14 protein-coding genes and 2 pseudogenes are annotated in these 13,752 nt (G+C 62.3%); 5 read left to right on the forward strand and 11 right to left on the reverse strand.

The window, feature by feature from the left end:
• Positions 1 to 117 precede the first annotated feature (117 nt).
• The 3 genes from J2Y90_RS22940 to J2Y90_RS22950 form a co-directional block, all read right to left on the reverse strand.
• Positions 118 to 1,074 carry a quinone oxidoreductase family protein gene (locus J2Y90_RS22940; protein ID WP_253503624.1) on the reverse strand — a complete coding sequence of 319 codons (957 nt, stop codon included), beginning with the start codon at positions 1,072 to 1,074 and terminating at the stop codon, positions 118 to 120.
• Between the two features lie 29 nt (positions 1,075 to 1,103).
• On the reverse strand, positions 1,104 to 1,277 hold the full coding sequence (locus J2Y90_RS22945) for a DUF1427 family protein (protein ID WP_073471384.1): 174 nt from the start codon (positions 1,275 to 1,277) through the stop codon (positions 1,104 to 1,106).
• A 211-nt stretch (positions 1,278 to 1,488) separates the two neighbouring features.
• Positions 1,489 to 2,256 (reverse strand): AraC family transcriptional regulator, encoded by a 768-nt coding sequence (locus J2Y90_RS22950; RefSeq protein ID WP_253503628.1) that lies wholly within the window; start codon positions 2,254 to 2,256, stop codon positions 1,489 to 1,491.
• A 147-nt stretch (positions 2,257 to 2,403) separates the two neighbouring features.
• On the opposite strand from J2Y90_RS22950, the gene J2Y90_RS22955 reads away from it, so the two are divergent.
• Together J2Y90_RS22955 and J2Y90_RS22960 are read left to right on the forward strand one after the other, a co-directional pair.
• On the forward strand, positions 2,404 to 2,631 hold the full coding sequence (locus J2Y90_RS22955) for a DUF6555 family protein (RefSeq protein ID WP_016775403.1): 228 nt from the start codon (positions 2,404 to 2,406) through the stop codon (positions 2,629 to 2,631).
• Positions 2,632 to 2,679: 48 nt separating this feature from the next.
• The gene (locus J2Y90_RS22960) at positions 2,680 to 2,952 is read left to right on the forward strand and encodes a hypothetical protein (RefSeq protein ID WP_253503631.1); all 273 of its coding nucleotides are present in this window, start codon (positions 2,680 to 2,682) and stop codon (positions 2,950 to 2,952) included.
• Positions 2,953 to 2,973: 21 nt separating this feature from the next.
• Here the strand turns inward: J2Y90_RS22960 and J2Y90_RS22965 are convergent, their stop codons facing one another.
• The 3 genes from J2Y90_RS22965 to J2Y90_RS22975 all read right to left on the reverse strand — a co-directional run bounded on the left by J2Y90_RS22965 (position 2,974) and on the right by J2Y90_RS22975 (position 4,634).
• Positions 2,974 to 3,141, reverse strand: coding sequence for a metallothionein (locus J2Y90_RS22965; RefSeq protein WP_253503634.1), 168 nt, complete (start codon positions 3,139 to 3,141; stop codon positions 2,974 to 2,976).
• A gap of 551 nt (positions 3,142 to 3,692) precedes the next feature.
• Positions 3,693 to 4,145 carry a DMT family transporter gene (locus J2Y90_RS22970; protein ID WP_253503637.1) on the reverse strand — a complete coding sequence of 151 codons (453 nt, stop codon included), beginning with the start codon at positions 4,143 to 4,145 and terminating at the stop codon, positions 3,693 to 3,695.
• Between the two features lie 3 nt (positions 4,146 to 4,148).
• Positions 4,149 to 4,634 carry a DMT family transporter gene (locus J2Y90_RS22975; RefSeq protein WP_253503640.1) on the reverse strand — a complete coding sequence of 162 codons (486 nt, stop codon included), beginning with the start codon at positions 4,632 to 4,634 and terminating at the stop codon, positions 4,149 to 4,151.
• 113 nt (positions 4,635 to 4,747) lie between these two features.
• Between J2Y90_RS22975 and J2Y90_RS22980 the strand changes: the two genes are divergently transcribed.
• The gene (locus J2Y90_RS22980) at positions 4,748 to 5,683 is read left to right on the forward strand and encodes a LysR family transcriptional regulator (protein ID WP_253503643.1); all 936 of its coding nucleotides are present in this window, start codon (positions 4,748 to 4,750) and stop codon (positions 5,681 to 5,683) included.
• Between the two features lie 200 nt (positions 5,684 to 5,883).
• On the opposite strand, the gene J2Y90_RS26790 is transcribed toward J2Y90_RS22980, so the two are convergent.
• The 3 genes and pseudogenes from J2Y90_RS26790 to J2Y90_RS22990 form a co-directional block, all read right to left on the reverse strand.
• A complete protein-coding gene (locus J2Y90_RS26790; RefSeq protein WP_437180699.1) occupies positions 5,884 to 6,705 on the reverse strand; it encodes a methyl-accepting chemotaxis protein in 822 nt (273 codons plus the stop codon).
• Positions 6,706 to 6,741: 36 nt separating this feature from the next.
• Positions 6,742 to 7,566 (reverse strand): annotated as a pseudogene (locus J2Y90_RS26795) (cache domain-containing protein); the annotation flags it as partial.
• A 198-nt stretch (positions 7,567 to 7,764) separates the two neighbouring features.
• Complete coding sequence (locus J2Y90_RS22990) at positions 7,765 to 9,081, reverse strand: Na+/H+ antiporter family protein (protein WP_064361384.1); 1,317 nt, start codon at positions 9,079 to 9,081, stop codon at positions 7,765 to 7,767.
• 1,481 nt (positions 9,082 to 10,562) lie between these two features.
• Between J2Y90_RS22990 and J2Y90_RS26800 the strand changes: the two are divergent.
• Both J2Y90_RS26800 and J2Y90_RS26805 read left to right on the forward strand, forming a co-directional pair.
• A pseudogene (locus J2Y90_RS26800) lies at positions 10,563 to 10,709 on the forward strand (HAMP domain-containing protein); the annotation flags it as partial.
• Between the two features lie 102 nt (positions 10,710 to 10,811).
• Complete coding sequence (locus J2Y90_RS26805) at positions 10,812 to 11,567, forward strand: methyl-accepting chemotaxis protein (RefSeq protein WP_371699990.1); 756 nt, start codon at positions 10,812 to 10,814, stop codon at positions 11,565 to 11,567.
• A 205-nt stretch (positions 11,568 to 11,772) separates the two neighbouring features.
• Here the strand turns inward: J2Y90_RS26805 and J2Y90_RS23000 are convergent, their stop codons facing one another.
• Together J2Y90_RS23000 and J2Y90_RS23005 are read right to left on the reverse strand one after the other, a co-directional pair.
• The gene (locus J2Y90_RS23000) at positions 11,773 to 13,086 is read right to left on the reverse strand and encodes a sensor histidine kinase (RefSeq protein ID WP_253503652.1); all 1,314 of its coding nucleotides are present in this window, start codon (positions 13,084 to 13,086) and stop codon (positions 11,773 to 11,775) included.
• A complete protein-coding gene (locus J2Y90_RS23005; protein ID WP_253503655.1) occupies positions 13,083 to 13,751 on the reverse strand; it encodes a response regulator transcription factor in 669 nt (222 codons plus the stop codon). The genes J2Y90_RS23000 and J2Y90_RS23005 overlap by 4 nt, the downstream gene beginning before the upstream one ends.
• Position 13,752: the final 1 nt, after the last annotated feature.

Raw genomic sequence — 13,752 nt, forward strand, 5'->3', positions numbered from 1 at the left:
ATGTGGGAGCGAGCCTGCTCGCGATGGCGGTGTGTCAGTCGCCGACTGCTTAACTGATACACCGCCATCGCGAGCAGGCTCACTCCTACATGGGTTCCATGTGTCTGGGAATGAGGGTCAGGGAAGCAAAATGATCTTGTCCCCGCCACCCTGATTGACCTCTGCATAACGCGCCAGCCCTTCCGCCAGCGGCACTTGCACCAGGCCCTGCGGCAGCGGCAAGCGATCCTCATCGAAGAACCGCCCGAACCGCTCAAGCATCGCCGCGCATGCCTCGACGCCGTACAACAAGGAGTTGATGCCGACTACCGAGCCGCCCTTGCGATACAGCGCCAGCGCCGGCAATTGCACGTGGCCATCGACCGGCGCGGCGATGATGGCGATGCGGCCGAAAGTGGCCAGTGCTGCCACCGAGGCGGGCAGCCAGAAACCGGTGGTGTCGAAGATCACATCGGCGCCGCCGCGATATACCGCGTTGACCTGCGCACCGAGGTCTTCTGGCTTATCCAGTTGAACCGTCTGATAGCCCTGCCTCTGCAAATCCGCCACCTGCTCGGGCCGGCGCGCCGCGGCCAGCAATTGCGCGCCGCGCACTTTCGCCAAGGCCAATGCCGCCGTCGCCACCGCTCCGCCGCCGATCACCAGCAAGCGCGTGTCGGCGCTGACCAGGCTGCGTTCCAGCGCATCCCACGCCGTGGTGTACGGCACGCCGAGGCTGGCGGCCTGAGCGAAACTCAGATGCGCCGGTTTGTGCGCTACGCCGCTGGCCGGCAGTTTGACGAATTGCGCATGGGCACCGTCGGCGAAGAAGCCCAGCTCGCGCCCGGTGCCCCAGACTTCCTGACCGATCATCGCCTGCGGCCCCTCGACCACCACCCCGGCAAAATCCCGCCCCGGAATCCGTGGCAGAGTGGTGTAGGGAAAACGACCGAGGACGTTTTTCACATCGCTGGGGTTGAGGCCGGCAGCCTTGATCTGCACCAGCACTTCATCGACGCCGGGCACCGGGGTCGGGACGTCGACGAAACGCAGGGAAGACAGGTCGCCGGTCTGATCGAATTGCAACGCTTTCATGGGCACATCCACCGTGAAAAAAGGGAAATTCAGGACAACCAGCCAGCGACCAGTTGCCGGCCCAGCGGCCACAACTGCTCACCGGCCAACATGCCGAGCAGACCAACCAGCGCGATGGCCGGTGGTGCAGGAGAACGGAAATCGAGCGCGCCATAGAGCAGGCCGACGCCCAGGCCAATGGCCAGAGAAATGAGGTAGTTCATGAGGGAACTCCGCCGTGGTAAGTGATGGGCAGAGTCTAGGGAATGAGACAGAACGCTATCGGCCAAGGACTTCGGAATTTCGGACAAATCGAAAAGGTCACCACAGTTCCCTGTAGGAGTGAGCCTGCTCGCGATAGCGGTCTTCCAGATGTTGCTGAGCTGACTGACACTCCGCTATCGCGAGCAGGCTCACTCCTACAGGGGGTAGCGTTCAGGCCGGGATAAATTGCGAAGGCGCGACGCCAAGCTCTCGGCGAAACATGTCGCTGAAGCTGCTCGGTGAATAGCCCAGTTCACGAGCGATGACGCTCACCGCCACGCCCTGAATCAATGCCGCCACCGCCGTCGCCAGCTGCACTTGGCGCCGCCATTCGGCGAAGCCCATGCCGAGGCTGTCCTTGAACAAACGCGCCAATGTGCGCACGCTGGCCCCGGCGTTTTCCGCATGCTGCTCGAACGGTATCTCCAGCGACGGCGCGGCCATCACGGCCTGACACAGATTCATCAGACGCCGGTCGGACTCATCCGGCAGCGGAATCTTCAACTGCGAACGCCTTGCCCGCCGCAGCTCTAGTAACGCCAGCCCGACAAGTGCCTCGTAATATTCAGGCTCGCCGTCATCACCCTGCGCCACCAGCCCGACGATCAACTCGCGCAGCAAACCACCGACTTCGATCACCTGCACCGTCGCATCCAGCGTCGCCGCCAGCGCTGGACGCAGGTAGATATTGCGCATCTGCAGGTCCGACACCACGCGAATCCCGTGCGGCACTCCCGGCGGCAACCACACCGCCCGCTGCGGCGGCACCACCAGCGCTTCGTGCGGGGTTTCGACCCACATCACCCCGCTCATCGCATACAGCAACTGCCCCCAGACATGCTCGTGCGGCTCGATGAACAAACCGCGCGGATAGGTCCGCGCCAGCGGTTGCACGGGCACATCGGTGTCGGTCAGATCAGGGGGCGCGGCGAGGGCCATGGCGAGCGTTCACAGGGGGGTTGGCGTAGCCGCCATGGTAACCAGCACGCCCCGCCCTCGCCAACGATAGATACCGTCGGACAATCCAACTGAATTTTCTCGGCACAGCGCGATCCGTTTATTACCACAGGGAGGAATACGGGCTTTATGAACAACGCAAAACTTTACGTCATCGACTACACACTGCATGGCACCCCCAAGTCGTTCATTATCCGCTCGGACAAAATGGACAACGCCGAAGCCTGGCACTGGGCAAGCTGCGACGCGGGCGTGGGTCGCATCCCGCGCTTCGGCCGCGAGAAAGTACAAAAGACCAGCAAACCGATGGCAGAAAAATTCGGCCTGGAAAACGTCACCTGGCGCCAGACCAACTGACCCCATCGCCTTCACTGCAGGCTTGGCATTCGAAAGGGGAAGCGACCGATGACCGACACTTATCACCCGGCCCGACTGGATTACGGCCTGACCACCTTCTTCGGCCAGATCACCAAAACGGTGGATTGCGAGGTCGCACTGGAAACGGTGGCGGATGACCCTTACCGCTTTACCTTGTGTGTCCAGGCACCGGTGCCGGAAGACCTCGACCAGGCCAGGATCGTGGTGATCAAGGTCGAAGGGCGAACATTGCAAGGCACGGTGAGGCACTTTGAGCGAAGGGATGACGACAGTCTGAAAATGGAAGTGGAGCCTGATTAGGCTCCACTTTTTTTGCCCTGATTATTTCGGATGGGCGCAACCGCAGCCCTTCATCGCACATTCTTCACCGTCCTTGTGGTGATGAGCGCAGGCCTCGCAGCAATAGTGTTTACCGTGCACAGCGTAGGAATGCTCACCCTCTTTGAGGGTGCAGTTGCAGCCGGGGCAGTCGCATTTTTTATCGGACATGGGACAGACTCCTTGCGTGGTGGTTGTCTGAGGCTTGAGTGGTAAGCCGTAAGAGACAGTGTAGGAGGTGGTTTTGCAGGCTGGACAAGTGTTGAGAGATTGGGCGACGCAGAGATGGCTTTCGCGAGCAGGCTCGCTCCCACAGAAAAGCAAAAGCAAAGCAAAGCAAAGCAAAGCAAAGCAAGATCAAAAGATCGCAGCCTTCGGCAGCTCCTACACACGATGAGCGTTAGCTCGAGTACCGCTTTTGATCTTGATCTCAGAGCCCGTCGGCAGGCTGAGTGGAGGGATTGATCCGGGCGTGGGAGCGCAGCGACCGTCTGGCGCAGCCAGACACAGCGGAAGGAGGTGCAGCGAAGCAAACCGGAGCCGCTGCGCCAGGATCGGTCCCGGAACGAAGGAACCCCGAGCCCCAGCGAGCGGGCCGAACGTCAGGGCGAAGCCTTTTTGGGTACTTTTTCGGCGTCTGGAAAAAGTGCCTCGCCGTAAGGGCGAAACCGTAATCAGCAACACCCGCAGCAACGGATATGTACACAATCAAACAAATAAAATCACCGCGCCTGCCGCGAACTCCGATACATGAAAACCAACGCCACCGCCAAACACACCATCGCCAACATCCGACTCGAAGACAACCCGATCGCCGGATTCCCCAACCAGCCAAAATTGTCGATCAACATCCCCATCCCCAGCTGCCCGACAATCACCGCCACAGTCGCCACAGCCGTCCCCACCACCGGCACCGCGCCGACCATCACCATCATGTACACCACGCCGAACAGCGCCCCGGTCAACTGCCACTTCGGCACCTCCAGCAGACTCACCGCCTGCGCCGGCTCGAAAAACAGGATCAACAACCCGGTCACCACCGCACCCACCGCAAAGGTCAGCAGACTGCTACGCAGTACCCCCACCGTCTCGCCCAAGCGACCATTGATCGCCGCCTGAACACTCAACACCGCGCCGGCCAACACCACCACCGTCAACAAAATCACCAGAACCATCATTCACCCCCGCGCAATCAGAACCAAAGCCACCACAATCAAACCCAACGCCAGCCAGCGCTCGCCGTTGACCTGCTTGCGCGTCGCGCCGAACCAGCCGAAATGGTCGATCAACACACTCTTGCCGACCTGACCGGACAAAATCGCGATCATCGTCATGGCAATGCCGATGTGCGGCGTCGCCAGCGTCAGCACCACCACGTAGATCGGCCCTAGAAATCCGCCAATCAACTGCCAGCGCGGCAGCTCGGTCAGGGCCGGACCTTTTCGCGGACCGGCGAACAGCAGGAGCAAAAACAGAATCGCCGAACCCACGCCGAAGATGCTCAACGTCGCCCACAAATGCCCGACCTGCTCGCCCAACGGCCCGAGCAACCCCGCCTCCACCGACAAGCCCATGCCGGCGAGAATCACCAGCGGCAGCAACAGCAGACGCAACACCGAACGCTTCACCGGTGCCGCGACCAACCCCTCATCCAACGTCTGCATACACAACCTTCCACGCTCATAAACAATGGCGCGGATTATCGGCTGGCGCCGCTGTGCGATAAATGGGAGCATCCGGACAACACTTTTGCGCATCACGCACAGCGAGACATTGCATGAATGGGCTCAACGAACTCGGATTCAAGGCGTTACGGCTGTTCGTGGCGGTCCTCGACCACGGCAGTTTTTCCGAAGTCGCCCGCCGCGAAGGCGTGGCGCCCTCCTCTATCTCGCGGCAGATCCAGCTGATGGAGCAGGCGCTGAACCAGCAATTGCTCTACCGCCATACCCGCGCCGTGACCCCGACCGAAGCCGGACGCACGCTCGGCCACCATGCACGCCTGCTGTTGGTGCACCTGGAAGAAGCCGAGCAGGCGTTGCAGGAACAGCAAAGCGAACCCACCGGCCTGGTGCGGATCAACGCGCCAGTGGTGTTCGGCCAGCGCCATCTGACGCCCTGGCTGGGCCAGCTCTGCGCGCGCTATCCGAAGCTGCAACTGGACATCCAGCAAACCGACCATTACGTCGACCCGCTACAGGAAGGCGCGGACCTGCTGTTTCGCATCGGCGCGCTGCACGACTCGAGCATGCAGGCACGGATTCTGGCACCGCACCGCTTTCAGGTCGCCGCCAGCCCGGCCTATCTCAAACGCCACGGCACTCCACAGCATCCCGACGAACTCGCGCAACATCAGTGCCTGGCCTACAAAGGCGCGGCCGGTCAGCAGCGCTGGTTTTTCCGCCGCGATGGCGACGACTGGACCCCCTACACCGTCAGAGGCCCGATCACCGGCAACCACGCCGACACCCTGACCCAGGCTGCTCAGCAAGGGCTGGGGCTGGTGATGTTTCCGTCGTGGCTGATTGGCGAAGCGGTGCGCGAAGGCACACTAGTGCCGGTGCTCGGGGAGTATCAGGTGTCGAACAGTCTGGAGCCGCAGCAGATCGCGGTGCTGTGGCCGGGGAGCCGACGGTTGTCGGTGAAGGTGAGGACGGTGATTGATTTTTTTGTCGAATGCTTTGGCGAGATTCCCTATTGGGACAGAGCCTGAAGATCAAGAGCCCCTCACCCTAGCCCTCTCCCGGAGGGAGAGGGGACTGACCGAGGTGTACCACCTCCTGCATCGACCTGAAAAACCGCGTCGATTATGGATTCAAAGCAGGACTTTCAGGTCGGCGTAATCCCGCAATATCCCCCAATCGGTCCCCTCTCCCTCTGGGAGAGGGCTAGGGTGAGGGGCTTTTCAGGCGATCAGATACGGAACTGACCAACCAGCTTGCCCAACCGCTGCCCCAGCTCTGCCAGGCTGCGCGAGGTCTGCGCGCCCAACTGCGTTTCATCGGCGACGCTGTCCACCGCCACGGCAATCTGATGCACGCTGCGGTTGATCTCTTCGGCCACCGCTGTCTGCTCTTCCGCTGCGCTGGCGATCTGCGCGTTCATCGAGTTGATCGTCGCGATCAACTGCGCCATCGCGTCCAGCGAGGCGCCGGCCTGATTGGCTTGCTGGGAAGTGCCGTCGCCGGCCTCGCTGGAGCGGCGCATCGCCTCGACCGCCTGCTGCGTGCCCGCTTGCAAGCGGTCGATCATGCCCTGGATTTCCTGGGTGCTGATTTGCGTGCGGCTGGCCAGCGCGCGCACTTCGTCGGCGACCACCGCAAACCCGCGCCCGGCCTCACCGGCCCGTGCCGCCTCGATCGCGGCGTTGAGCGCCAAGAGGTTGGTCTGCTCGGCAATCGAGCGGATCACCCCGAGTACGCCGACAATCGAACTGACGTCCTGCTGCAGGCTGTCCAGCGACACGCCGCTGCTGCGAATGTCATCGACCAGCGCATGAATCTGTTTGATGCTGCCCGCCACCACGCGCTTGGCGCTCTGGCCTTCTTCGTCGGTCTGCTGGGCGGCGACGGCGGCGTTCTGCGCGCTCTTGGCGACTTCCTGGGCGGCGGCGGACATCTCGTTGATCGCGGTGGCGACCTGATCGGTTTCGTGACGCTGACGCTCCATGGCCTGATCGGAACGCTGCGCCTGTTCCGAAACTTGGGTGACCAGCCCGGTCAGTTGGCTGGTCATCTCGGTGATCTGCCGCACCAGGCCGTGGATCTTGTCGACGAAACGGTTGAACGAGCCGGCCAGTTCACCGAGTTCGTCCTGGCTGGTGATGTTCAGGCGCCGGGTCAGGTCGCCCTCGCCCGCCGCGATATCGTCGAGGCTGGCTTTCATTTGCGTCAGCGGGCGCAGAATGGTGTTGGCCAGCAGCATGCCCGCCGCCGCGATCACCAGCAGCACCAACACGGCAACGCCGACGATGCTCAGCACCACGCCTTGCACGCGCTCCTGCACTTGCGCTTCGACCTGCGCGACTTGCGCTTCGATGCCGTCGAGGTTGACCGAAGTACCGACCGCCATGTCCCACTTCGGCAGGTATTCGGTGTAGCCGAGTTTCGGCACCAGCACCTTGGCGTTGCCCGGCAGCGGCGAGCTGTATTGCAGATAGTGGGTGCCGTCCTTGGCCACTTTGACCAGGCCAAGATTGACGTAGACGCCGTTCGGATCGCGGTTGTCCTTGAAGCTTTTGCCCACGCCGTCGGGGTCGTTGGCCTTGAACAGGCGCACGGTCTCGGAGTCGTAGCCGAAGAAGTAGCCGTCCTTGCCGTAGCGGATGCCCGAGAGCAGTTTGATCGCCTGCGCCCGCGCCGCGTCGTCGCCCGGTGCGGCGGCGTCATACAGCGGCTTGATCGTGGTCATGGCCACGGCGACGTAACTTTGCAGGGTGGCCTTGGCGTCGCCGAGCAGCCGCTCGCGGGTCTGTTCGACTTCCTTGCGCGCCTGTTCCTGGAGGATGAACAGCGTGGTCACGCTGATGACCAGCGCAAAGAGCAGCACCGGCAGAACGGCAAGGGACAGGACTTTAGCCTTCAGACTCAGGCGCATCGGGGGACTCACTCTTTTGATTTTGTTGGCGTGGTTAAAGGCTTTAACGGCACGCCGAGGCAAAAGTTGAGTCTGCGAAATACCCAGTCCCCTGTGGGAGCGAGCTTGCTCGCGAAAGCGTCGTGTCAGTCGCTACAACTGTGACTGATCCAAAGCGTTCGCGAGCAAGCTCGCTCCCACAGGGGACTGGTGGGGCGTTTAGAGAACCATCGCCGCCACCCACCCAAACGCCAGCAGCGGCAAATTGTAGTGCAGGAAGGTCGGTACGACGGTGTCCCAGATATGGTGATGCTGGCCGTCGATGTTCAGGCCCGAGGTCGGGCCGAGGGTCGAGTCCGAGGCCGGCGATCCTGCGTCACCCAGCGCACCGGCAGTGCCGACGATGCAGACGATGGCGATCGGACTGAAGCCCAGTTGCACGCACAGCGGCACGAAAATCACCGCGAGAATCGGCACGGTGGAAAACGACGAGCCGATGCCCATGGTCACCAGCAGCCCGACCAGCAACATCATCAGGGCTCCGACGCCCTTGCTGTGATCGATCCACGCCGCCGAGGCTTCTACCAGCGTCTGCACTTCGCCGGTAGCCTTGATCACTTCGCCGAAACCCGACGAGGCGATCATGATGAAGCCGATCATCGCCATCATCTTCATGCCTTCGGTGAACAGATCATCGGTCTCGCGCCATTTGACGATGCCCGACGCCGAGAAGATCAGGAACCCGGCCAGCGCACCGATAATCATCGAGTCCAGCAGCAGTTGAATGACGAACGCTGCGGCGATCGCCACACCGGCAATCATCAGGCTCAGCGGGTTGTACTGCACCGCTGTCTGCTCGACCTGTTCGATCTTCGCCAGGTCGTAGACGCGCTTCTTGCGATAGCTGATAAACGCGATGCCGAGGCCGACCAGCATGCCCAGCGCCGGAATGCCCATGGCGTGGGTGACATTGATACCGCTGATGTCGACACCACTGCGCGCGACGTTGGCCAGCAGGATTTCATTCAGGAAGATGTTGCCGAAGCCCACCGGCAGAAACATGTACGGGGTGATCAGGCCGAAGGTCATGACGCAGGCGATCAAACGGCGATCGAGTTGCAGCTTGGTCAGTACATAGAGAAGCGGCGGTACCAGCAGCGGAATGAACGCGATGTGGATCGGCAGAATGTTCTGTGAAGCAATCGCCACCACCCAGAGCAGGCCGATCAGCAGCCACTTGACATTACCGCCGCCGGTCGCATGTTGCCGGTCGACCATGGCCAGGGCCTTGTCGGCCAACGCATGGGCCAGGCCGGACTTGGCGATCGCCACGGCGAAAGCGCCGAGCAAGGCGTAGGACAACGCCACCGTCGCGCCGCCGCCCAGGCCGCTGTTGAACGCTTTGAGCGTCGCTTCGATGCCCAGGCCACCGGTCAGGCCACCGACCAGCGCTCCGACGATCAGCGCGATCACCACATGCACGCGCGACAGGCTGAGAATCAGCATGACGCCGACGGCTGCTATGACTGCATTCATTTCACTACCTCAAAAAACACTGCGGGTGAAAACACACCGCCAGACAGGATGAGTCCGCCCGGAATTGGCCGGCGGATTTGCAAAGAGGGTCTTATTAGAGGGCGCGCACTGTGCCGCAGCGAACAGTCCTTGTCAAAGTCGCACGGCCCTGTAGGAGCTGCCGAAGGCTGCGATCTATTGATCTTGTTCCAGAGCAAAAGCGCAAGATCGCAGCCTTCGGCAGCTCCTACATGGACCGCATGCGCAATTGGTCATATTGCGCTTGAGGGATAAAGAAAGCCCAAACACGGCCGCTACAGTGCAAAGTCTCAGATATTTATCGGATAAGGATGTTCTCCATGTCGCTCAGACAACTTTCCATCCAATGGAAAATCACCCTGCTCGCCGGCCTCTGCCTGGCCGGTATCGTGACCCTGTTGGTCGGTCTTTCGCTGTATCGCATGGAACACAGCTCGGCGCTGGTCAAGGCGTCGAGCATGGAGATGCTCACCGAATCGGCGCAGGCGCGGATCGAATCACAAGGTGAAGTGCAGGCCGCCGGCATCCGTCAACAGTTCATGGACGCCTATCAGTACGGCCACGGTTTCTCGCGTCAGGTGCTGTTTTTGCGCGAGCAGGCCGAGAAGCGTTTTCTCGATGCCTTCGACCTGCGCGAGGACATGACCCGTCAGGTCAAATCCGCGCTGCAAGCCAACCCGGAGCTGCTCGGCCTGTCGCTGGTGTTCGAAGCCAATGCGCTGGACGGCAAGGACGAACTGTTCGCCGATCAGGCTGAACTGGGCAGCAACGACAAGGGCCGCTTCGCCCTGTACTGGTCGCAGCCGACGCCGGGCAAAGTCACTTCGATGGCGCTGCCGGAAAGCGACATGAGCGACACCAGCACCGGCCCCAGCGGTCAGGCCGCCAACGCCTGGTTCACCTGCCCGCGCACCACCCTCAAACCCTGCGTGATCGAGCCGTACTTCTATGTCATCGACGGCCAGAAAGTGCTGATGACCAGCATCGTTTTTCCGCTGCAGGTCAACGGCAAAGTCATCGCCTCGCTGTCGGTCGACATCAACCTCAACAGCCTGCAAGCGATCAGCCAGAACGCCAGTCGCAAGCTGTATGACGGTCAGACCGCCGTGAGTATCGTCAGCCCCGCTGGCCTGCTCGCCGGTTACAGCCCGGATGCCGGCAAACTCAGCCAACGGCTGGATGCAGTGGATCAGGCCAGCGGCAGCGAGCTGCTGCGCCTGCTCGCCGCAAGCACTGGCGTGAGCAGCCTGCACAGCAACGGCCAGTTGAAAGTGCTGTCGCCGTTCCAGCCGATTCCCGGTGGTCCGGCGTGGGGCGTGTTGCTGGACGTGCCGGAAAAAGTCCTGGTCAGCCGCGCCGAAGCGCTCAAGCAACAACTGGATGCGAGCAATACCTCGGGCACGCTGATCGAACTGAGCCTCGGCCTGCTCGCCGCGCTGATCGGTCTGCTGCTGGTGTGGCTGATGGCACGCAGCGTGACCAAACCGATCCTCGGCGTGGCGCACATGCTCGAAGACATCGCCAGCGGCGAAGGCGATCTGACCCGGCGCCTGGCCTATGACAAGCAGGACGAACTCGGGCAACTGGCCGGCTGGTTCAACCGTTTCCTCGACAAGCTGCAACCGATCATCGCCGAGGTGAAACGCTCGGTGCAGGACGCGCGCAATACCGCCGACCAGTCCTCGGCCATCGCGACCCAGACCAGCGCCGGCATGGAGCAGCAATACCGCCAGGTCGATCAGGTCGCCACCGCTTCCCACGAGATGAGCGCCACCGCCCAGGACGTCGCACGCAGCGCCGCACAAGCGGCCGAAGCCGCCAAGGACGCCGACCGCGCCACCCGCCAAGGCCTGACGGTGATCGATCGCACCACCGCGAGCATCGACACCCTCGCCGCCGACATGAGCGCAGCGATGGTGCAGGTCGAGGGCCTGGCCGCCAATAGCGAGAAGATCGGCACGGTGCTGGAAACCATTCGCGCCATCGCCGAGCAGACCAACCTTCTCGCACTCAACGCCGCCATCGAAGCCGCCCGCGCCGGTGAAGCCGGACGCGGTTTCGCCGTGGTTGCGGATGAGGTGCGCAACCTCGCCCGCCGCACTCAGGAGTCGGTGGAAGAAACCCGTCAGGTCATCGAGCAATTGCAGAACGGCACGCAGGAAGTGGTCGGCTCGATGGGCAACAGCCATCGTCAGGCCCAGGGCAGTGTCGAGCAGGTGGGCCAGGCCGTGACCGCTCTGCGGCAGATCGGCGATGCGGTGACGGTGATCAGCGACATGAACCTGCAGATCGCCAGCGCCGCCGAAGAGCAGAGCGCGGTGGCCGAGGAGATCAACAACAATGTGGCGACGATTCGCGATGTGACCGAATCGCTGTCTGGACAGGCGAATGAATCGGCGCGGGTCAGCCAGTCGCTCAACAGCCTGGCGAATCAGCAGCAGCGGTTGATGGATCAGTTTCGCGTTTGATGCGCGAGTGCGGGGTGTCAGTTGCAATCCCCCCTCAACCCAACCCTCTCCCCCCAAGGGGGGCGAGGGGGAAAGGGAGCCGATCTTCGTGCCATCCGAATCCTGAGTTCGACTCGGTATTTCAGGTCGACGTATCTCGTCCCATCACCACGGTCAGTCCCCTCTCCCTCTGGGAGAGGGTTAGGGTGAGGGGCTTTTCAAGGGTTCACCGCCGAGGCAGTTCAATCACCACTTTCAACCCGCCCCATTCGCTCTCGCCCAGCACCATCAAGCCGCCCCAGGTATCGACGATATCGCGCACGATCCCGAGGCCCAGCCCATGGCCATGGGTCTGCTCATCCAGCCGCGTACCACGGCTGAACACCTGAGCACGTTGTTCCTCGGGGATTCCCGGCCCGTCATCTTCCACGCTCAGGGCAAAGCCGTCAGTGCGCTCGATGACGCTGAGGCGCACCTCGGCATCGGCCCACTTGCAAGCGTTGTCGAGCAGGTTGCCGAGCAGTTCCAGCAAGTCCTCACGGTCCCACGGCAGTTGCAGCCCGGGCGGTGCGACGTAGCTCAAAGCCAGATGCTCGCCATGAATCATGTTCAAGGTCGCCAGCAACCCCGGCAGCTCGGCATCGCAATCGAACAACGCTCCCGGCAGTGCATCACCGGATAACCGCGCGCGGTTGAGCTCGCGATTAAGGCGCTGCTGCACCTGTTCCAGTTGTTCCTTGAGAATCTTGCGCAGCTCCGGATGGTCATCGAGCTTGTCATTGGAGGCCAAACTGAGCAGCACCGCCAACGGTGTTTTCAATGCGTGGCCGAGGTTGCCCAAAGCGTTGCGCGAGCGCTTGAGGCTGTCTTCGGTGTGGGCGAGCAAATGGTTGATCTGCGCCACCAGCGGTTCCAGTTCCACCGGCACCTGATCGTCGAGTTGCGAGCGCTGGCCCTGCTGCAACTGAGCGATCTGCTCGCGCGCGCGTTCCAGCGGTTTCAGCGCGCGGCGCACAGTCAGGCGTTGCAGGAACAGGATCAGCAGCAACGCCGCCAGCCCGAGGCCGAGGCCGATCTGACGCATGCGCTGGAAACTGTCGCTGACCGGCGTGTAGTCCTGGGCGACGCTGATCGAGATCGACTGGCCCAGGCGCCGATAGTCCGAGCGCAGAATCAGCAAGCGTTGCCCGCCCGGGCCCAGTTGCAGGTTGCTGTGGAGCCCCGGGTGGGGCAGCAGCGGCAGTTCCTGATCCCACAGCGAGCGCGAGCGCCAGTGGCTGTCGGAGAAATCGATGCGAAAGTAGTGCCCGGAAAATGGCCGCTGATAGGCAGGCGACAGATGCCGCTCATCCAGTTGCAGACCCTGCGGGCCGCGCACCAGTGCCACCAGCAGGCTTTCACTGTCGTTGCGCAGGCCGGCTTCGAGATAGCGCTGCAAACCGACTTCGAACAACCACAGGCTGGTTTGCGCCAGGACCAGACCGACGATCACCATCACGCTGATCAAACCCAGGCTCAACCGGCGCTGGATTGATCTCATGAAGCTTGCCCGCCGAACAGGTATCCCTGACCGCGACGGGTTTCGATCACGCTTTTGCCGAGCTTGCGCCGCAGGTGGTTGACGTGGACTTCGAGGACGTTGGAGTCACGCTCGGTCTCACCGTCGTAGAGGTGTTCGGCGAGGTGGCTTTTCGAGAGGATCTGTTCGGGGTGCAGCATGAAATAGCGCAGCAGGCGGAATTCAGCGGCGGTCAGCTGGATGTCGGCGCCGTCGCGAACCACGCACTGGCGGCCTTCGTCCAGATGCAGGCCGGCGGCTTGCAGGGTCGGCTGATTGGACTGGCCCTTGGAGCGGCGCAACAGCGACTGAATGCGCAGGTACAGCTCTTCCGGGTGGAACGGTTTGGTCAGGTAATCGTCGGCGCCGGCCTTCAGGCCTTCGATGCGCTCGGCCCAGGAATCGCGTGCGGTGAGGATCAGCACCGGAATCGCCAGGCCGGCCGCGCGCCACTGCGCCAGCACATCAAGCCCCGGTACGCCGGGCAGGCCGAGGTCGAGGATGATCAGGTCATAGGGCTCGCTGCCGCCCTGATACACCGCGTCACGGCCATCGGCCAGCCAATCCACTGCGTAGCCTTGGCGTTGCAGACCGGCGAGCAACTCGTCGGCCAGCGGTACATGGTCTTCCACCAGAAGCAAACGCATC

Source organism: Pseudomonas koreensis (genome assembly GCF_024169245.1).
Lineage (GTDB): Bacteria > Pseudomonadota > Gammaproteobacteria > Pseudomonadales > Pseudomonadaceae > Aquipseudomonas > Aquipseudomonas koreensis_F.

What these genes read in the sequence shown, in the direction of transcription:
- J2Y90_RS22945 (WP_073471384.1), bottom strand. Translation starts at nt 1,277, where the DNA reads ATGAACTACCTCATTTCTCTGGCCATTGGCCTGGGCGTCGGCCTGCTC.
- J2Y90_RS22940 (WP_253503624.1), bottom strand. Translation starts at nt 1,074, where the DNA reads ATGAAAGCGTTGCAATTCGATCAGACCGGCGACCTGTCTTCCCTGCGT.
- J2Y90_RS22970 (WP_253503637.1), bottom strand. Translation starts at nt 4,145, where the DNA reads ATGGTTCTGGTGATTTTGTTGACGGTGGTGGTGTTGGCCGGCGCGGTG.
- J2Y90_RS22980 (WP_253503643.1), top strand. Translation starts at nt 4,748, where the DNA reads ATGAATGGGCTCAACGAACTCGGATTCAAGGCGTTACGGCTGTTCGTG.
- J2Y90_RS22955 (WP_016775403.1), top strand. Translation starts at nt 2,404, where the DNA reads ATGAACAACGCAAAACTTTACGTCATCGACTACACACTGCATGGCACC.
- J2Y90_RS23000 (WP_253503652.1), bottom strand. Translation starts at nt 13,086, where the DNA reads ATGAGATCAATCCAGCGCCGGTTGAGCCTGGGTTTGATCAGCGTGATG.
- J2Y90_RS23005 (WP_253503655.1), bottom strand. Translation starts at nt 13,751, where the DNA reads ATGCGTTTGCTTCTGGTGGAAGACCATGTACCGCTGGCCGACGAGTTG.
- J2Y90_RS22950 (WP_253503628.1), bottom strand. Translation starts at nt 2,256, where the DNA reads ATGGCCCTCGCCGCGCCCCCTGATCTGACCGACACCGATGTGCCCGTG.
- J2Y90_RS26805 (WP_371699990.1), top strand. Translation starts at nt 10,812, where the DNA reads ATGGAGCAGCAATACCGCCAGGTCGATCAGGTCGCCACCGCTTCCCAC.
- J2Y90_RS22965 (WP_253503634.1), bottom strand. Translation starts at nt 3,141, where the DNA reads ATGTCCGATAAAAAATGCGACTGCCCCGGCTGCAACTGCACCCTCAAA.
- J2Y90_RS22960 (WP_253503631.1), top strand. Translation starts at nt 2,680, where the DNA reads ATGACCGACACTTATCACCCGGCCCGACTGGATTACGGCCTGACCACC.
- J2Y90_RS26790 (WP_437180699.1), bottom strand. Translation starts at nt 6,705, where the DNA reads ATGACCAGCCAACTGACCGGGCTGGTCACCCAAGTTTCGGAACAGGCG.
- J2Y90_RS22990 (WP_064361384.1), bottom strand. Translation starts at nt 9,081, where the DNA reads ATGAATGCAGTCATAGCAGCCGTCGGCGTCATGCTGATTCTCAGCCTG.
- J2Y90_RS22975 (WP_253503640.1), bottom strand. Translation starts at nt 4,634, where the DNA reads ATGCAGACGTTGGATGAGGGGTTGGTCGCGGCACCGGTGAAGCGTTCG.